This is a genomic window from Acidisoma sp., assembly GCF_035492295.1.
GTDB lineage: Bacteria > Pseudomonadota > Alphaproteobacteria > Acetobacterales > Acetobacteraceae > Acidisoma.
This window is the reverse complement of the sequence record NZ_DATJJK010000170.1, coordinates 1-18,065: the sequence shown is the minus strand read 5'-3', so window position 1 is coordinate 18,065 and position 18,065 is coordinate 1. Positions and strand designations below refer to the sequence as shown.

Sequence of the window (18,065 nt, the reverse complement as noted above, 5' to 3'; positions counted from 1 at the left end):
TTGGCCACCGCCGCGCAGACGAGCTACGACGCCGCCTTCGCCGCCTACCAGAAGGGGGTGGGATCGGTTACAGATGCGACGACAGCAGAGACGCAGCTTCTCCAGGCGCAGAATGCTGCAACCGATTCGTATAGCGCGGTGCTATCCGCGGCGGCGACACTCGCCTTCACGACCGGTGGGTTAGGCGCCGCACCGCCCTGAGCGAGCTATCTCCGAGAATCCGTGACGCGGGCCCTGCTCTTCAAAAATATGGCCGTCCCGCCTCGGTCGAGAGCAAGGATGCGAAATGATGAAGCCGCCAGACCTGGATTGTCGCCATCGTGTTCCGGCCGAGCTGATCAGCCACGCGATCTGCCTCCCCCATGTATTCCGCTGAGCTTTCGAGATGCCGAACGGCTCCGCACCGAGCGCGGCATCTTTGTTTCCTATGAGAGCACCCGGCGGAGGTGCTCGAAGTCTGGCGCAAGTGTCGCGAACAATCGTTGTCCGGCCCCGCTTCGCTGACAGATGGTACTTTGACGAGGTCTGCCTTCATAACGCTCAGGCGGAAAGCTTTATGAAGACCTTGAGGACAGAGGAAATCTGTTTCACTGATTACGAAACCTTGGCCGGCGGCGCCGCAAGATTGCCAAGGTTCATCGACGACATTTACCATGCCCGACGGCTCCCCTCGTTCCTTGGCTTTCGGTCACCAGGTTCTTTTTAACCGTCCCGCGCTTGGGGCCTAGTCAAGGCAGGCAGATCGTGAACGCCGATATAGCACATGCATTTGGTGCCCGGCTCTCCGCGCTTCTATTGGCGACGCTTGTCTTGGTGGCAACGGCCGTCGTGGCCCGGTTGCGGCCAAAGTGGCCGCTTTGGCTTCATCTTCTCTGGCGCTTTTCTGTTTTCACCATTTTGACGATCCTCGTCCAATATCTGCTGGGCTCGCCACTTCACCCCCAATTCAGCGAAATCTATAACGGCACGACGTTCTGGGAACATATCATCGAAGCCGGCTGGTGGCTGCTCGCCGCGGCCGTCGCGGTTAGCCTCGTGCGGCTTCTAGTGGTGCTCGAACACCGGCCGCGCGAAACGCAGATCATGTCAGACCTCCTCGCCGGGGCGATTGCAATCGCGACCCTACTCGCGATCGTGAATTTCGTCCTCGGCGTGCCCATCGCCGGTCTCTTGGCCACCTCCGGCGTCATTGCCATCGTGCTTGGTCTCGCCTTGCAGAATACGCTGGCCGATGTCTTTTCCGGCATCGCCGTCGGCATCGAGCGGCCCTACCAGGCAGGAGATCTTCTCTGGGTTGAAGGTGGTATCGAAGGACATGTGACGCAGGTCACCTGGCGCTCCACCCATATCGTCACCGGTCATGGAAATATCGCCGTCATACCCAATAGCGTGATGGCCAAGGCGCGGCTGGTCAACCGCAGCCTGCCTGTGCCGACGCGTTCCGATTCCGTCGAAATCACTCTCGACCCGAGCATTCCGCCGGAACACTGCATGGAAATCCTCGCGACCGCCGCGCACAGCGTCCTGCTTACCCTTGCCACGCCTGCGCCCAGCGTCTCCTGCACCGGCATCTTCCCCGATGGTCTGCGCTACAGCGTCACCTATTCGGTCGCCTCTAGCGATATGCTGAGCACCGCACGGAGCGAAATGCTGAGCCAGATCCACCGCCATCTGCGCTATGCCGGCGTCAGCTTCGCGCTCGCCACGGCGGATAAGCGGCTGACGTCTCCGCCGCCGCTCGGCCCCGCCGACATTCTCGCACAATCCGATCTTTTCGGGGTTCTGCGCGAGCAGGAGCGCGACCTGCTAGCATCCCATTTCCACGAAAGCTGGATGGATGCCGGGCAAATCCTCTTCGCCGAAGGCGCCCCCGCCGAGTATCTTTTCCTGATTGCAAGCGGGGTTGTCGAAATCACGCGGCGTCGCCCCACAGGGCCGCACGTCATCCGGCGCATGGGCCCGGGCGAGAGTCTCGGTGCAATCGGCCTCATTACCGACACGCCCTATGCCGCCACCGCGACAGCACTGACCCCCGTCAAGGTCTTCCGTCTGGACAAGTCTGCGATCGCGAGCGCCATCGCGACAGCGTCCGATCTCGCGCTGGCGCTCGAGGAACTTGCCCATCGCAGCCAGATGGTGCTCGCGCGCGATGCCGCCGCAGAGGATCTCCATCCTCAGCAGGCACCCGAGGAACTGCGCTTCCGGTTGCGCAATTTCCTGCGCCTGCTCAAGCACTAACGGCGGCCCGCCGCGCAACTGCGGGGCGCGAGGCTCACTCAAAAAAAGGGATGCCGCCCCGCTATGGGCGCGGCAATGGGGCGCCTTTCCGTCGTTTCAATCAATCAGTTTAGACGGACATTATTATCCAACTAATCTATTATACATATTGCACCGACTTCCCCAAGATTTCCTGACCATCCGTGAGCCCAAGACGGGCCAAACGGGCGCTCCGGAGCGGCGCACGCCCTGGAGAGACCAAAGCGGGTCCTTCCCGCCGGATTTCTCCGAGACCCACGCAGCCCGGACACCCGCCAGCAGGGATGAATGGGAATGAGACAATGGAAACCTTCGACGTGCCTCCGTCCGGACGGCGGCATCTTTTCGGGATCGGTGCCGCCGCAACCGGCGCCGCACTTCTCGCAGCTCTGCCGCAGGCTGAGGCCGCAATCCCTGCGGAACCGACGTCGCCCCAGGCGCTGGCAAAACAACTCGCTCACCTGCCCCGCCATCGGGATTTCAAAACTGTCCCGATGATTCTCGACCATCCCGAGCAATGGGATGCCGCAGCTCTGGATATGGTCATCGCCTATCCAGGACCGCACAAGCAGGTCTGGGACAATACCGAGATCGGCGGCCCGTGGCTCAACGTCATGCGCAACTCCATGAACGCACAGCGTTTCTCTTTCCGCCATCCCGACTTTCTCGCGGTCTCCGCGACCCACGGCTCAGCTCATCTCGCGTTGTTCGATGACGCCATGTGGACAAAATACCGTCTTGGCATGCTGACCGCAGGCGCCTTCAAGAGCAACCTCCTGCTTCAGGCGCATCATGCTTCTGACGACCTGGCCGACCACGAGGATCCGTCCAGCCTGTTCGGCGCTCCGGGCAATTCGATCCCGACGTTGCAGGCTCGCGGCGTGGTCTTCCTCGCCTGCCACAACGCAATCTGGGAGGTAACGGGCAAGCTCATCGCGAAAGGGATCAACCCCGATCGCAAGACCCATCCCGAAATCGCCGCAGAGTTGACCAACCATCTCGCTGAAGGCGTCGTTCTGACACCTGGGATCGTCGCGACAATCCCCGAGCTGCAGGCGAGCGGCTTCGCCTATATCAAATGAAAAAGGCAGGATCATCGAGGATGAAACGCAAATCCTTCCGTCGCTCGCTGCTCGGCGCGGGTGTTCTTGCCACCCTGCTTGCAAGCGTTACGGCGGCTGTCCCCGCTTCTGCCCAGAGTTCAGCTGCGACCGCCCGGCCACCCACCGACACGCTTGCGAATGGCCAAAGCATCTTCCCGCCCTGGCAGAACGGCGCCAACAATGATGCAACGACGCGCGGCCTTGCCTTCACCGTGCCGCAGGTGGACGACCTCGCGGATTTCCATGGTGACGTGAACAACCCGAAGCTCGTCCTTTATGTCGGCGGCAATTACTTCTTCGCCATGGCGCCCCTCATCGCGCATTTCGAGGTGGAACATCCGGAGTACAAAGGTCGCATCTATTGGGAAACAATTCCGCCGGGCCTGCTCATCAAGCAGATTGAGGCCGGCGGTACAGTGACCTCCGGCAACATGACCTGGACCGTGAAGGCGGACGCCTATTTCGCGGGTCTTGCAAAGGTTCGGCAATATGTCGCGAGCGGTCTGCTCGCGGCACCTGCCCTGCCCTATGTCGTCAATACGCTCACGATCATGGTGCCCGCGGGCAATCCTGGCCATGTGCAGGGCCTTGCGGATCTCGGCGCGGCGTCCATTCGCCTCGCCATGCCGAACCCTGTCTTCGAGGGGATCGGCCGGCAGATCGAGGCGTCGCTCCGCAAGGCGGGTGGCGATGCTCTGGAACAGCAAGTCTACAACGACAAGGTTGCCGACGGGACGACAATCCTGACCCGCATCCATCACCGCCAGACCGCGCTGTTCTTGATGCAGGGCCGCGCGGATGCAGGCGTCACCTGGCTGTCGGAGGCAATATTTCAGGCTCAAGTTGGGCATCCGATCACCCGTGTGGCGATTCCGCCCGCCCAGAACACGACGGCGATCTATGCCGGTGCCATGGTGAAGGATGCGCCGCATCCCGCCGCCGCCCGGCTATGGCTTGCCTATATCCACTCGCCGCAGGCTCTGACGATCTTCGAGAGATTCGGTTTCAAACCCTATACCGGGAAAGCCCTCGACAGTGACTCGGCAAAGTAAGATACGGTGGACACTGCAATCATGACAAGCACGACCTTTGGCGTGGCGAACCAGCCCGCCCTTGCCACCGACAGGGCGATCGAGGCCAGCCGTTCCTGGCATCTGGCCGGCATGGCCATGCTCGCGACACGGCTGATCCAGGGCTTCATCTACTGGGGCGGTGGCTCCCGCCGTTTCATCTACGCGCCCTCCAAGCTGGACGCCTGGGGTGGCCACAACTGGATGGCGAATAAATTTCAAACCGCCATGCCCGGCGCGCTCTTCGGCACCGAGCATGTGATCTCCTACCTGCTGCAGCATTTCGACCTGCTCTATGCCGGCGTCATCCTGTTCAGCGCGGCGGAGCTGATAGCCGGCGTCATGCTGATGAGTGGTCTTTTAACCCGTCTCGCAGCACTCCTCTCGATGGGCTTTTCGGTCCTGCTCATGGCGATGTTCGGCTGGCAGGGCGCCACCTGCATCGACGAGTGGACCATGGCCGCCTGCAACCTTGCCATGGGCACGACCCTGCTGCTCGGCGGTGCGAGTGCCTATTCGCTCGATAATGTCCTGCTCGGCCGACATCCCTCTCTGGCGGACCGCGCCTGGTTCCGCTGGATGGGCGGCAGCCTGCCGCTGCCAATCGGCAACGCGGCCTTTGGCAAGCTCTGTCTCGCGTTGGTCGCTTGCGTGCTGGTCTACAATGTCGGCACCTATAGCTATTATCGCGGATCCGTCCTGACACCCTTTCATGGCGGTCCGGTCAGCCCCACCGTCCATCACGTGACATTGACCGATGGCCTTATCCTCCCGGACAGGCGCATCCGCGTGCATGCCTATCTCGACGCCGGCACACCCGAAGCGCCCCTGCACATCGTTCAGGCGGCCGCGATCGGACCCGACAAAAAGACTATTCTGGCCATATGGGATGACAAGGCACTCTCCCACCTGAGCAAAGCTGATTTCGCGAATGACTACGCCTACAACAAGTTCGGTCCTGGTCCTTTCGGCATCCGCGCTCCCATGGGTGCAAAGGCAACGATCATCCTGCCGCTACCGCCGGGCACGGGTCCACTGCCTGACGGAGCCCTGCTGAAGCTCACCGATGTTGACGGGCACAGTTTCACAGCACCGTTGCATACCGGGCAGCAATAGTCCGCCGCAACCCGGCCTTCGACGGATTGCGTGCGGCGGGCGTTCCCCCGCACGCAATTCTTGGCTGGCCGCGAGGAAGGCGCCTTCTCCCGCTAAACAACATGGGCAAGGGAATAAACGTCCCTGCTGCGCTGTCTTTGTTAACAGGAGATCGGCGACAGGCCAGGAAGCAGGACAAGCTTTCCGCGATCGCACCTCCGAGACAGAGGAGATGAGTGTGGCGAAGAGCATCCTACAGTTATCCGGCATCGCCGAGGGGCGCAGGTCTTGCGCCAAGGATTTTGAAGATCCACTCCCCAGCAACAACAATGAATCGAGACGGTGACGATCGCCGTCTGGAGTTTACGATGACAAAGTCCCTTCTTATGATCTTTACTGCTTGTGTTTTGGCTTTGTCTGCCTGCGGGCAGTCTCAGCCTGTACCCGTCCGTTTCATGATAACCGATCCCGGCAGCAATAGCCCCTAGAGTGATCTAGGAAACTATGACGTTGATCAGTAAACAGGCTGGGGGACCTGTTGTCCCCCAAGCCGGTTTCTATCGGCCAGGCGCTTAGGCCGATGATGGATGTTCTGCCGCCCGTGCTTACCGGGACGACGCAGACCGTGGGAAAAAAATTGGCGGCGAGCCAGCCGGTGACAATGCGGCGAAAATTCTTGGGCGATTGAACACCCGTTCGATGGCGTTGCGATCCCGGTCGCGGGACGGTCCCCGGGCCAAGGTCGACATGCGAGGCCAAGGCCGAGGCCGTCTGCAATCGCCTCGCCCGTCCACCCGCGCGCACCAAGCGTGCCACCTTGTCCTCAATTCCGTCCGGAGCCGCTTCTGCCTCATCGCGCGAAGGTCCCTCTCTCCGGATCGCGAGCCTCCTTCCCCAGGCCCGGAAAGGGCGGGCAAAGCGCCGCACACCCGGCCCGCGCATGGCTTCCATCCGCGTGCTTCATTGACACAAATCAAACCTGTCGTATCGTTATTTCAGAAATTTCTGAAATTTGCGGACAGCATGGCCTCCTCAAGTCTCATTCTCGTGATGGTGTCTCCCGCGGTCACTCATCCGGCAGCTTGCCTGTATAATGGTCGCCAATCGGCCCCATCGCCCTGCGTCGGCGGGTTACCTTGCCTGCCGAACTCGTCCATACTCGAGCGGATCTAGAAACGATGCCGCCCTGTCCCGCCGCATTCCGGAGCGACTTCGATGACCGATAGCGCCTTGTCCGTCTTCGTCTCACGGCTCGACTTCGCATGGATCACGTCCTTGCACATCATCTACCCGCCGCTGACGATCGGCCTCGCCATTCTGCTCTTCTTTGCGGAATGGCGCTGGCTTCAGACCAATGATGACAACTGGTACCGTATCGTCCGCTTTTTCGAGCGGCTGTTCATTGTCAATTTCGCCGCGGGCGTCGCGACCGGCATCACGATGGAGATGGCCTTCGGCATTCTCTACGGCCCCTTTTCGCAAGCGGCCGGGCCTTTCTTCGGCCAGGTACTCGGCTATGAGACCATCACGGCCTTCATGTACGAGGCGGGCTTCATCGGATTGATGATCTTTGGCTGGGGCAAGATCAGCCGCGGCATGCATCTCTTCGCGACCTTCAACGTCGCTCTCTCCTCCAGCCTATCGGCCATGTGGATTCTGGATGCCAATTCCTGGATGCAGACACCGACCGGCATCGCTCTGCGCAACGGCGTCTTCCACGTGACGGATTGGATTGCGGCCCTCTTCAATCCGGATGTGTGGCTCGGTTTCCCGCATATGCTGGTGGCGGCGGTTGAACTGGGGCTTTGCTTCGTCATCGCGGTTTCTGCCTGGTTTGTCCTGACCCGGCGCCATGTGGCAATGTTCCAGCGGCCGCTGAAATTCGCGATCCTCGCCCTCGTCGTGGTCGCACCGCTGCAAGTCTATCTGGGCGACGGTCTTGGCCTCATCGTGGCAGCGGATCAGCCGGCAGCGCTGGCCGCCTTGGAAGGCCATTACAATACCTACAACCCCGATGGTTCGGTCGATACGAGCTGGAAGGTCGTTGGCTGGCCCAATGCCAAGGGTGATGGGCTCGCCTGGTCGATCAGCATTCCCCATGTGCTGAGCCTGCTCGAGACCCATACTTGGAGCGGCAAGGTCGAGGGCTTGAACAGCTTCCCGCCCGAAAACCGTCCGCCGGTCGTCGTGCCCTTCTATGGCTTCCGCATCATGGCCGCCGCCGGTGGGGCACTGATGCTTTTCGCCTTCTGGGGCGCCTGGCTGATCCTGCGCGGCCGCTTCGCGGTGGAGACCATCTTCCGTAACCGGATCTTCCTCTGGGCCGCCATCCTCTGCGGCTTCCTGCCCTATATCAGTATCTGGTGCGGCTGGTGGGTGCGCGAGGTGGGACGTCAGCCCTGGGTCGTCTACGGGCTGATGCGGACGGAGCAGGGGGTGAGCCATATGGACCTGACCTCTGCCGTCCTCTGGCTGCTCGGCTACATCTATTTCGAGCTCATCGTGTGGGGCAGCACCTGGTATTTCTTCGCCAAGGTCATGCGCCGCGGGCCGGATATGGAGAGCCCCGTTGTCCATGGCGGCAATCAGTATCTCGGTGAACTCGACGCGCCCCATGACGGCGCCCCCTCCTATGTCCGCCCGATCTGACATGATCGGACAAGCACGCAGCATCCTGGCCGGAGCAGAAAAATGGACGGGTTGAGCCATATCCAATCCATCGTCACCTTCGCCTGGTGGATCGCGCTCGATCTGAGCGTGCTCCTCTACATCCTGCTCGATGGCGCCGATCTCGGTGCCGGGGTCTTTTCCCTTTTCGTGCGCAGCCATCACGAGCGCGGCGCCATCATGTCCGCCATGGCGGGCACCTGGGACGCGAACGAGACCTGGCTGATCGTGGCGGGCGGCGTGCTCTTCGGCACCTTCCCCTTCGTCTATGGCTCGGCCTTCAGCTATCTGATGGTGCCGCTGGCGCTCGCCCTCTGGGGCATGATCACCCGGGCGCTCGCCCTCGAATTCCGCCATCTCGCGGAAACGCCATGGCAGCGCTTCTCGGATATCTGTTTCGGCGTCTCGAGCCTTTGCGTCGCTTTCTTCGGCGGCATGGCAGTCGGCGCCCTCCTGCAGGGCTTCCCACTGACCAATACCCCCGGCGTGGTGCCGACCTATATCGGCGGGTCGTTCCGCTTCATCTCGGCCTTCAGCATCTGGACAGGCATCGCCGCCGTCATTGCCGTGACGCTCGCCGGCATGCTCTTCATTCGCGCCCGTTTCGAGCATGGCGAGCCGATCCGCGAACAGGCGGCACGCTGGACGAAGACCATGTTCTATGTGGCCCTCGCCGCGGTCGGGCTGACCGTCGTCGTCAGTGCCATCATCTTCCCCTGGGCCTCGCAAAAATGGTTCGGCGGACATTTCTGGGTCTGGGGCCTCGTCCTGCTGGCCGTGGTCTTCGTCGCCTTCAAGATGCGCGAGGCGAGCCGGCGTGACCGCGATGTCGCGGCCATCCTCTGGTTCAACCTCGCAGTCGCCATCATGGCGGTGGCGATGATGGTGACCGTCTATCCCTGGATCGTGCCGGGAACCTGGACGATTTACACGGGAGCCAGCCCGGCGGTCTCGCTCTTCACCTTCACCCTCGCCATGGGCGGCTTCTTCCCGGTGATGCTGATGTACAACGCCTATCAGATCTGGGTTTTCCGGGCCCGTATCTCGGCGCTCGCCGCCTATCACTGAGGCGGCCGGCGCAGACCCAAAGGCTTTGCCATGACGTCCCATAAGGCCCCCATGCCGCGTGCGGTCAGCCGCGCGCTGGATGGCTGGCTCCGCCGCCGGGCCGCCATCGCCAAGCGACCCTTGCGGGGTGCGATCCTGCTCGGTGCCCTGAACGGCCTGCTGCTGGTGCCGGAGGCCTGGCTGCTCGCCCGCAGCATCACGGCGGTGATCTTCCAGCATCGGGGGCTCGCAGCCGTCGCGCCATTTCTGGGTATCATTCTCGGCCTGGCCTTGCTGCGCGCGCTCCTCAGCCATGGCGCGACGGTCGCCGCGATGGCGGCGAGCACTCAGGTGAAAACCGATGTCCGGCGCGCGCTGCATGCGAAAATCGCGGCCCTCGGGCCGGGCTTCCTCGGCACGCAGAGAACGGGGGACGTGGCCAATTTGCTTGTCGAGGGCGTGGACGCTCTCGACAATTATTATGCGTCCTATCTGCCGCAGATGGCCGTCGCCGCCTTCCTGCCCCTGGCCCTTCTCGCCTTCATCTTTCCGGTGGACTGGGTCTCGGGCGTCATCCTGCTCCTGGGCGCGCCGCTCATCCCCATCTTCATGATCCTCATCGGGCGCGGCACCGAACGGCTCAACCAGACGCAATGGCGCCGCCTCGCGCTGATGAGCGCGCATTTCTTCGACGTCGTGGAAGGACTCTCGACCCTGAAGCTGTTCGGCGCGAGCCGGGACGCGGCCGGGCTGATCGGCCGCATGTCGGAAGACTATCGCCTGAGCACGATGCGGGTCCTGCGCGTCGCCTTCCTTTCCTCCCTGGTGCTGGAATTCTTCACGACACTTGGCGTCGCCATGATCGCCGTCTTCGTCGGCTTCCGGCTCTATTACGGGGAGATCCAGTTCCTGCCCGGGCTCTTTGTGCTCCTGCTGGCCCCGGAATTCTTCCGCCCGCTGCGCGCCATGGGCACGCAGTATCATGCCAGGATGGAGGCGATCGCCGCCTCCGAGCGCATCGTGGCGCTCCTGGAAATGCCCGAGCCGGCGAACCCCGCTGGCGTGGCGGCCCTGCCCACCGGGTCGGGCATCATCCGGTTCGAGCAGGTGGGGTTCGGCTACCGGCCGGAGGAGCCGGTGCTGCAGGCGACCGATTTCACGCTGCGGCCCGGAGAGCGCGTGGCGCTGGTGGGTCCGAGCGGCTCCGGCAAAAGCACGGTGGCGCGGCTGCTGCTCGGCCTCGCCCGGCCCAGCAGTGGACGGATCACGCTCGACGATACGGATCTCGGCACCATCAAGCCGAGTGCCTGGTTCGCCCGCATTTCCTGGATGCCGCAGCGGCCAACCCTCTTTGCCGGCACCCTCGCCGAGAACATTCGCCTCGGCGCGCCCGACGCGCCGATGACGGAGATCATCCGTGCGGCAGAGGCCGCCGAGGCCCACCGCTTCATCTCCCGCCTGCCCCAAGGCTACGAGACGGTGATCGGCGAGCGCGGCCAGGGCCTGTCGGGTGGCGAGATCCGGCGTGTCGCCCTCGCTCGCGCGCTGCTGAAACCCGCGCGCCTTCTGGTGCTGGACGAGGCCGAAGCGAGTCTGGACGCGGAGACCGCCTCCCTCATCCGCGCCGCGATCACCCGCCTGCCACGTGAGATCACCGTGCTCCTCATCGCCCACCGCCTGGAGAGCGCCGAGGCCGCCGACCGCATCCTTGTGCTGCGCCAGGGCCGGATCGTGGAGGAGGGCACACCCGCTTCGCTTCGTGCAAATGCCGGAGATTATGCGGCGATGCGCGCGCTTTATCACGAGGGCGCGGCATGAGGGATTTCCTGCGCCTCCTCCGGCTGCTCGGGCCCAGCTGGCACTGGCAGGCAACCGGCATCCTGCTCGGCATCATCGTCATCCTTACCAATGTCGGGCTGCTGGCGCTTTCGGGCTGGTTCATCGCCGGCATGGGGCTGGCAGGCCTCGGCCTGCTGCGGATCGAGTATTTCCTGCCGGCCGCGGCAATCCGCGCGCTCGCCATCATCCGCACCCTCGGCCGCTACCTGGAACGACTGGTGACCCATGAGGCGACCTTTCGCCTGCTCTCCGATCTGCGGGTCTGGTTCTATACCCATCTCGAACCGCTGGCGCCGGCGCGCCTGCAGCGGCATCGCGCGGGCGACCTTCTGAGCCGCATCCGCGCCGATATCGACAGTCTCGACAATGTCTATCTGCGTGTGCTGGCGCCGAGCGTCACTGCCCTGCTCTGCGTCATCCTGATCGTGGGCTTTCTGGCACGGTTCAGCTCAGGGGCGGCACTCGCCGACTTCGCGGGCCTGGCCCTCGTGGGGCTCGCATTGCCGATGGCCGCCTTCGGCGCCGGCCGCCGCGCGGGCCAGGAGGCCGTGGCACGCCGCGGGCAGCTTCGCGCCGAGATTGCCGACACCGTGCGCGGCTTCGAGGAGCTGCAGATCTTCGGTGCGATGGAACGCCAGATCGCGCGGCATGAGGCGGACTATGCGGCGTTGACGATGCTCCAGCAGCGGGAGACGCGCGTGGAGGCGGCAGCTGGCGGCGCCACCCTCTTCCTGGTCCAGGCTACGATGTTGGCGGCCCTCGCGCTTACCATCCCGCTCGCCCTCGCCAAGACCCTGCCGGCGCCCGACCTCGCGATGATCGCGCTGCTTGTGCTCGCGAGCTTCGATGCGGTGAGCGGTCTGCCCGCCGCCTATCGCGCCCTGGGGCAAACGCTAGCTGCTGCCCGGCGCATTTTCGAGATCGTCGATACCGAGTCTGCCGTGCGGGAGCCCGTGCAGGAAGCAGCTCTCCCCGCCAGCTTCGACATCACCTTCCGCCATGTCTCCCTCCGCTACGACGACGAGGAGAGCTGGGCGCTGCGGGATGTGAGCTTCCATATTCCGGCCGCGAGCGCGCTCGGCGTCATCGGGCCGACCGGATCGGGCAAAACCAGCCTCGGCAATCTTCTTCTCCGCTTCTGGGAGTTTCAGGAGGGGGAGATCCTGCTGGGGGGCGTGCCCATCCGCGCCCTGTCCGGCGAGACGATACGGGCCCATTGCGCGGTGATCGCCCAGCAGACGCATCTCTTCAACACCAGCATCCGCGAGAACCTGCGCATCGCGCGGCCGCAGGCGACCGCCGCCGAGATGGAGCAGGCGCTAGACGATGCCGGCATGCTGGACGAGGTGCGGGCGATGCCGCAGGGGCTCGACACCATGGTGGGCGAGATGGGCACCCAGCTCTCCGGCGGGCAGGCGCGTCGCGTGGCGATCGCCCGCGCCTTCCTCAAGGACGCGCCGATTCTCATCCTGGACGAGCCGACCGAGGGGCTGGATGCCTTCTCCGAACGCATCGTCGCCGATGCGCTGACGCGGCTGATGCCCGGCCGCACGACTCTGCTGATCAGCCACCGGCCACAGACCCTGCGCGGCCTCGGCCCGATCATGACGATGGCGGATGGCCGGTTGTCCTGCACCGTCGGGTGATCGCCCGAGACAAGATACGGCGAGCGGACTGACGATTGCGCGAGCGGCCTGGGACCGGGCGCCCTCCTGCCCCAACTCCAGTCTCACCGCAGTTCTAAAGGGAGTTCCAACCATGCCCCTCGCCCGTATTGATGTCGCCGTCAAGGAGAAGCCCGTTCCCGGCGAGAAGTTCACCATCGCGCTGCAGGAGAACAGCGAGATGCTGGGTCTGCTGGATGGCGGCCGAACCTTCCGTTTCAAGGCACCGACCGCGACGGAGGAGGATTATCAGCAGGCCAATCGCGTATTGAAGGTGGTGGGATTCGATCTCGACCTCCATATCGAGGGCGAACCGCGCCTGCTCGGCTCACTTACCTACTCCGAATAATCGACAACGCTCGAACCGTTCTTGTTCTCCGAGCGGGCCCGCGCGGCTTGCTGCTGACGGCCGCCGCGGCGGCGTTGCGTCGCCCGGATTTGTTGGTGATCAATCAATTAATATGAACGGGCCGCTCGAGTCGTGCGACCCGGGTTAGCTCGTCCCATCGTTGGGCCTGCATCGTTTCGATCTGGGTCGCAGCGACCCGCGACCGGCCGGCCCAACCGGTCGTGACGCATTGCGTCCTCTCCTGAATGTGCCGGTTCCAATCTTCCCCCTCCGTGCGTGACAATACGCAGCGAAGATCAAAATCGAAACACTCGGTTGCCGCCAGCCTTCAACAGTTCTAGTAACATCTGTCGCCGACGCACGCGGGGAGCGCAACCAGGGACTGTCAAATGCACGTCCATGATCAAAAAAAGCGCGTTTCAGGGGTGGATATTACAAGAAGAGCGGTTCAATCTGCGATTGGTCAAATCAGAAACATATCAAACGCAACACTAAGGTTAGCGATTACCTGAGACGACATTATTACAGCTCTCTTTGCTCAATCAGAATAACAAACGATCCGCGGGGGAACATATGTCCAATCAAGATGAGCAGCGCGGCATGATCGATCGCCGTCACCTGATGAAAATCGGCGCCGCAGCCGGGGCTGCGGGCGTTCTCGCCTCCTCGACCTCCAGCTGGGCCGCGAGCGGCGCGCCGGTCAAGATCGGCATGCTGGACCCGCACACCGGCACCTATGCCGCCAATGGCGGGGACGAGATTCGCGGCGCGCAGATGGCGGTCGAGCAGGTCAACAAGGCAGGCGGCGTCCTCGGGCGGCCGCTGCAACTCGTGGTCGAGGATTCGCAAGGTCTTCCTGGCCCGGCAATCTCCAAGGCGCAGAAGCTGGTCAGCCAGGACAAGGTCGATTTCCTGATCGGCGCGGTCAGTTCGGCGGTGGCCGAGGCGCTCAGCCAGTTCGCCCAGCAGAACAAGCTGGTCTATGTCGATACCGGCGGCCATGCCGATGACGTGACGGGCACGAAATGCGCCTGGACCACCTTCCGCACCTGCTCGACCACCTGGATGCTGACATCCGGCGATTTCGAGACGCTGTTCAAGAAATTCGGCAAGAAGTGGTATTTTATCACGCCGGACTATTCGTTCGGCCATGCGCTGGAGCGCGACTATATCGCGCAGCTGACCAAGGCGGGCGGCAAATCGCTCGGCAGCGCCCTGGCTCCTCTCGGCACCACGGACTTCTCCTCCTATCTGATCCGCGCCCGCGCCGCTAACCCTGACGTTCTGATCTGCCTTCCCGCCGGTGACGACCTGGTCAACCTGCTGAAGCAGGCTGTGCAATTCGGCATCGACAAGAAGATGACGATCGCCGGGGCGATGCAGGAAATGGAAGTGCTCGAAGCATTGCCAAAACAGGCGCTGCTCGGATGGTGGACGATGGAATGGTACTGGAACCAGCCCAACGTTCCGCATGTCGCTGAGTTCGTCGAGGAATACAAGAAGATCTCCGGCGGCAAGGTGCCGACGGCACGCGTCTGGTTCGGCTTCGTCTCCGCCCATGCCCTGGCACTGGCCGCGAACAAGGCACAGTCTCTCGACACCATGAAGGTTGTGAAGGCCATGGAAGGGCTGGAACTGCCGCCCGAAGTCGCCCTGCAGCCGGGCAAGTGCTACTACCGAGCCGAGGATCACCAGATGATCGCCAATATGTATCCGGGCTACGTGCCCAAGAACGCGACCTATCCGAACCTGTTCACCGTCGCCGAGGTCGTGCCAGGGGACCAGATCGCGAAGTCTGCCAGCGACGCGGGCTGCAAGATAACTTACCCAAGCTGATCTCTCACGATTGCTGAGCCGACCCACCGCGCCGGAGACGGCGCGGTTTTTGGAGCACCGCCGTGGAACTCGTACTGTTATACAGTCTGTTCAACGGGCTCATCGTGGGCATCTTTTACGCGCTGATGGCGCTGGGCCTGTCGCTGATCCTCGGATTGAATGGCGTCATCAATTTTGCCCAGGGCACCTTCATGGCCCTGGGCGGCTATCTTGCCTATACGATGGAGCCTTATGTCGGCTTCTGGGGCGCGCTGATCCTGGCGCCGCTGGCCTCAGTGGTTTTTGGCATCGCAACGGAACGCCTGCTGATCCGCCCGCTCTATGGTCGCGATCCCCTGTTTTCCCTGTTGCTGACCTTCGGCCTCGCGATGATCATCGAGGATCTGATCCGCACCATCTGGGGCGCGGTCGGCGTGCCGTTTTCGCTGCCCGACTACCTCAATGCGCCGCTCAGCAGCAGCCTGTTCTTCCTCACCGGCTACCGGCTGGTGCTGATCGCGATCACCATCGCCGTCACCGGCGCGCTCTTCGCGACCTTGCGCTATAGCCGGATCGGCATTCGTATCCGGGCCGGCAATGCGGATCTGGAAACGATTGCGTCACTCGGCGTCAATATCTATTTCCTGCGCGCCGCCAATTTCGGCATCGGCATCTTTCTCGCCGGTCTTGCCGGAATTCTAGCCGCCGGTCAGCTTGGCTTGTCACCCGACATTGGCAGCGCACTGATCATGCCCTCCTTCGTGGCTATCATCGTGGGCGGCGTCGGCAGCCTCGTCGGCAGCGTTCTGGGTGGGCTGATCATCGGCATCGCCTCCGGCGTGACGGCGGCTTTCTTTCCGGCAGCCCAGGAGGTGGTCATCTACGTGATCATGGCCGCCGTTCTCATCGTCCGGCCGCGTGGCCTGCTTGGCCAGGAGGGCCTTTTCGAATGAGCATGACGATCGGCGATGCCCCCGCTCCGCACAGACGGATGACCCTCGGCGCCCGCGAAATCGCCGCCGGCCTGATCTGGCTCGTGCTGCTCTTCGTGCCGCTCTGGCTGCCCGCGCTCGGCGGCTACACAGATCTGGCGACCCGCGTGCTCATCTACGGCATGGCCGCAACCGGGCTGAACCTGTTGCTCGGCCATACCGGCGGTCTTTCGTTTGGCCATGCCGCCTATTTTGGGCTTGGGACCTACGGCACCGGATTATTCCTCATCCACGTCATGCCCTCGCTGCCGCTGGCTATTCTCAGCGGCACGCTGCTTGGCGGGATCGCCGCAATCCTGGTCGGGCCACTGGTGATGAAACGGAAGGGGATCTATTTCTCGATGATCACCATCGCCTTCGGCCAGATGTTCTATTTCGTGGCGGTGCGCTGGAACAGCCTGACCGGCGGCGAGGACGGGCTGACCGGGTTTTCCCGGGTGCCGCTCCATCTCGGCAGCCGCGCGATCCCCCTCGGCCCGACCGGCTTCTATTATCTGGTCTTTGGCCTTTTCGCCCTCGTGATGCTGATCGTCTGGCAGATCCTGCGCTCACCGCTTGGCCACGGCTTCGTCGCGGCGCGGGAAAACGCGACCCGGTTGCGCTTCCTGGGCGTCGCCGTGGATCGCCAGATCTGGGCGGCCTTCGCCATCTCCGGCTTTATCGTGGGCCTTGCCGGCGCGCTCGATTCCCTTCTCGTCAGCTTCGCCTCGCCCGCCAATCTGCAATGGCAGCTTTCGGGCGAATTCGTCGTGATGTGCGTGCTCGGCGGCATGCGCAGTTTCTGGGGGCCGCTTCTGGGCGCGCTTATCTTCATCGGCGCGCAGGACTATCTGAGCAGCGTGACACAGAACTGGATGACCTTCATCGGGCTGATCTTCGTCCTCTCGGTGCTGTTCTTCCCGAACGGGCTGCTCGGCTTCATCAAGGGGAGGGCACGCGCATGAGCCTGCTGGTTCTCGACCAGGTGACACGACGCTTCGGCGCGCTGCAGGCCCTCAAAGGTATTTCTCTTTCCGTCGATGCCGGGGAGTTGCGCGCCATCATCGGACCCAATGGCGCCGGCAAAACGACGCTGTTCAACCTGATCAGCGGCTATTTCCCGCCGTCCACAGGCAGCATCAGCTTCGAGGGCCGCCCGATCGTCGCCGTCAGCCCCAACGCCCTGGTGCGCCGTGGCATCATCCGCACCTTCCAGATCACAAAGGTATTTCTGTCGCTGACAGTTTACGAGAACCTTCGCGTGGCGGTGGAATGCGCGATGGGCCTGCAACTCCGGCCCTTCATCTCGCGCGCCACACATGCGCAGATCGAAAGCAAGGTCGACGAGTTGATCCACGTCACGCGCATCGGCGCCAAGGTCAACCGCATCGCCGGCGAGTTGTCCCACGGGGACCAGCGTGTCGTCGAAATCGGCATCGCCTTGTCACGCGCGCCGAAACTTCTGCTGCTGGACGAGCCGACTGCCGGCATGGGAGATGAAGAGACCCGCCACATGACCGATCTCATCCGCCGTCTCAATCGCGACAGCGGCATCACCATGCTTTTCGTCGAGCATGACATGGCCATCGTCTTCGGCATCGCCGACCGGATCACCGTGCTCGACAATGGCGCCATGCTGGCGGAAGGCACGGCCGCGGAGATCGCGGCCAATCCGCTCGTGCAGGCGGCCTATCTGGGTACCGCGGTGGAGGAGCGCGCGGCATGACCACCGTCCTCGAAACCGAAGGGCCTGCAGACCTATTAGGCAAGAGCCACATCCTGCGCGGCGTATCGTTGAAGGTGAAGGAGGGCGAACTGGTCGCACTCCTCGGTCGCAACGGGGCAGGCAAGACGACGACGATGCGCAGCGTGATGGCCTGGCCCCGCCAGGAAAGGGCGGCATAAAACTCTTCGGCAAGGACGTGACCAGATTTCCCGCCTATGGGATCGCCAATACCGGGGTCGGCTATGTGGCGGAGGGGCGGAGGGGCGGAAGATCTTCGCCCATATGACCGGACACGAAAATCTCCTCGTGCCGCGGGACGTGAGACGATCGAGACCATCTACAAGCTGTTTCCGCGCCTCGAGGAGCGCCGCACCAGCAAAGGCGGCAAGCTGTCGGGCGGCGAGCAGGAGATGCTGGCGATCGGCCGCGCCCTGCTGCTTAACCCGCGCTTCCTGATTCTGGA

General features: G+C 63.1%; 16 protein-coding genes. All 16 read left to right on the top strand.

Annotated features, from left to right (window positions below; all coding sequences use genetic code 11):
- Positions 1-201 (top strand): TolC family protein (locus tag VL752_RS12250; RefSeq protein WP_325355578.1); only part of this gene is annotated, 201 nt, incomplete at its 5' end.
- A 612-nt stretch (positions 202-813) separates the two neighbouring features.
- Positions 814-2,238 carry a mechanosensitive ion channel family protein gene (locus VL752_RS12245; protein WP_325355580.1) on the top strand — a complete coding sequence of 475 codons (1,425 nt, stop codon included), beginning with the start codon at positions 814-816 and terminating at the stop codon, positions 2,236-2,238.
- A 320-nt stretch (positions 2,239-2,558) separates the two neighbouring features.
- Positions 2,559-3,338 (top strand): transcriptional initiation protein Tat, encoded by a 780-nt coding sequence (locus VL752_RS12240; RefSeq protein WP_325355576.1) that lies wholly within the window; start codon positions 2,559-2,561, stop codon positions 3,336-3,338.
- Positions 3,339-3,358: 20 nt separating this feature from the next.
- Entirely contained in the window at positions 3,359-4,411 is a 1,053-nt protein-coding gene (locus VL752_RS12235; RefSeq protein ID WP_325355574.1) for a substrate-binding domain-containing protein, read from the top strand.
- Between the two features lie 21 nt (positions 4,412-4,432).
- Positions 4,433-5,545 (top strand): TQO small subunit DoxD, encoded by a 1,113-nt coding sequence (locus VL752_RS12230; RefSeq protein WP_325355572.1) that lies wholly within the window; start codon positions 4,433-4,435, stop codon positions 5,543-5,545.
- Positions 5,546-6,739: 1,194 nt separating this feature from the next.
- Positions 6,740-8,173 (top strand): cytochrome ubiquinol oxidase subunit I, encoded by a 1,434-nt coding sequence (locus VL752_RS12225; RefSeq protein WP_325355570.1) that lies wholly within the window; start codon positions 6,740-6,742, stop codon positions 8,171-8,173.
- Between the two features lie 42 nt (positions 8,174-8,215).
- Positions 8,216-9,259, top strand: coding sequence for a cytochrome d ubiquinol oxidase subunit II (locus tag VL752_RS12220; RefSeq protein ID WP_325355565.1), 1,044 nt, complete (start codon positions 8,216-8,218; stop codon positions 9,257-9,259).
- A 30-nt stretch (positions 9,260-9,289) separates the two neighbouring features.
- Positions 9,290-11,056: a thiol reductant ABC exporter subunit CydD gene (cydD, locus tag VL752_RS12215; protein ID WP_325355563.1), complete on the top strand. Its 1,767-nt coding sequence runs from the start codon at positions 9,290-9,292 to the stop codon at positions 11,054-11,056.
- The gene (cydC, locus tag VL752_RS12210; protein ID WP_325355560.1) at positions 11,053-12,723 is read left to right on the top strand and encodes a thiol reductant ABC exporter subunit CydC; all 1,671 of its coding nucleotides are present in this window, start codon (positions 11,053-11,055) and stop codon (positions 12,721-12,723) included. Before cydD ends, cydC begins: the two co-directional genes overlap by 4 nt.
- A 112-nt stretch (positions 12,724-12,835) precedes the next feature.
- A complete protein-coding gene (locus VL752_RS12205; RefSeq protein ID WP_325355558.1) occupies positions 12,836-13,090 on the top strand; it encodes a hypothetical protein in 255 nt (84 codons plus the stop codon).
- Between the two features lie 573 nt (positions 13,091-13,663).
- Positions 13,664-14,926 carry an ABC transporter substrate-binding protein gene (locus VL752_RS12200; RefSeq protein ID WP_325355556.1) on the top strand — a complete coding sequence of 421 codons (1,263 nt, stop codon included), beginning with the start codon at positions 13,664-13,666 and terminating at the stop codon, positions 14,924-14,926.
- A 62-nt stretch (positions 14,927-14,988) separates the two neighbouring features.
- Complete coding sequence (locus tag VL752_RS12195; RefSeq protein ID WP_325355554.1) at positions 14,989-15,858, top strand: branched-chain amino acid ABC transporter permease; 870 nt, start codon at positions 14,989-14,991, stop codon at positions 15,856-15,858.
- On the top strand, positions 15,855-16,841 hold the full coding sequence (locus VL752_RS12190) for a branched-chain amino acid ABC transporter permease (RefSeq protein WP_325355552.1): 987 nt from the start codon (positions 15,855-15,857) through the stop codon (positions 16,839-16,841). The genes VL752_RS12195 and VL752_RS12190 overlap by 4 nt, the downstream gene beginning before the upstream one ends.
- On the top strand, positions 16,838-17,602 hold the full coding sequence (locus tag VL752_RS12185) for an ABC transporter ATP-binding protein (protein ID WP_325355550.1): 765 nt from the start codon (positions 16,838-16,840) through the stop codon (positions 17,600-17,602). Before VL752_RS12190 ends, VL752_RS12185 begins: the two co-directional genes overlap by 4 nt.
- On the top strand, positions 17,599-17,781 hold the full coding sequence (locus tag VL752_RS12180) for an ATP-binding cassette domain-containing protein (RefSeq protein WP_325355547.1): 183 nt from the start codon (positions 17,599-17,601) through the stop codon (positions 17,779-17,781). The genes VL752_RS12185 and VL752_RS12180 overlap by 4 nt, the downstream gene beginning before the upstream one ends.
- Before the next feature lie 63 nt (positions 17,782-17,844).
- The coding region (locus VL752_RS12175) for an ATP-binding cassette domain-containing protein (protein WP_325355545.1) at positions 17,845-18,065 on the top strand (221 nt) is incomplete at its 3' end.

Excerpts from the sequence above, each read along its gene's own strand:
- VL752_RS12240 (WP_325355576.1), top strand. The coding sequence starts at position 2,559 with ATGGAAACCTTCGACGTGCCTCCGTCCGGACGGCGGCATCTTTTCGGG.
- VL752_RS12235 (WP_325355574.1), top strand. The coding sequence starts at position 3,359 with ATGAAACGCAAATCCTTCCGTCGCTCGCTGCTCGGCGCGGGTGTTCTT.
- VL752_RS12230 (WP_325355572.1), top strand. The coding sequence starts at position 4,433 with ATGACAAGCACGACCTTTGGCGTGGCGAACCAGCCCGCCCTTGCCACC.
- VL752_RS12225 (WP_325355570.1), top strand. The coding sequence starts at position 6,740 with ATGACCGATAGCGCCTTGTCCGTCTTCGTCTCACGGCTCGACTTCGCA.
- VL752_RS12220 (WP_325355565.1), top strand. The coding sequence starts at position 8,216 with ATGGACGGGTTGAGCCATATCCAATCCATCGTCACCTTCGCCTGGTGG.
- cydD (WP_325355563.1), top strand. The coding sequence starts at position 9,290 with ATGACGTCCCATAAGGCCCCCATGCCGCGTGCGGTCAGCCGCGCGCTG.
- cydC (WP_325355560.1), top strand. The coding sequence starts at position 11,053 with ATGAGGGATTTCCTGCGCCTCCTCCGGCTGCTCGGGCCCAGCTGGCAC.
- VL752_RS12205 (WP_325355558.1), top strand. The coding sequence starts at position 12,836 with ATGCCCCTCGCCCGTATTGATGTCGCCGTCAAGGAGAAGCCCGTTCCC.
- VL752_RS12200 (WP_325355556.1), top strand. The coding sequence starts at position 13,664 with ATGTCCAATCAAGATGAGCAGCGCGGCATGATCGATCGCCGTCACCTG.
- VL752_RS12190 (WP_325355552.1), top strand. The coding sequence starts at position 15,855 with ATGAGCATGACGATCGGCGATGCCCCCGCTCCGCACAGACGGATGACC.
- VL752_RS12185 (WP_325355550.1), top strand. The coding sequence starts at position 16,838 with ATGAGCCTGCTGGTTCTCGACCAGGTGACACGACGCTTCGGCGCGCTG.
- VL752_RS12180 (WP_325355547.1), top strand. The coding sequence starts at position 17,599 with ATGACCACCGTCCTCGAAACCGAAGGGCCTGCAGACCTATTAGGCAAG.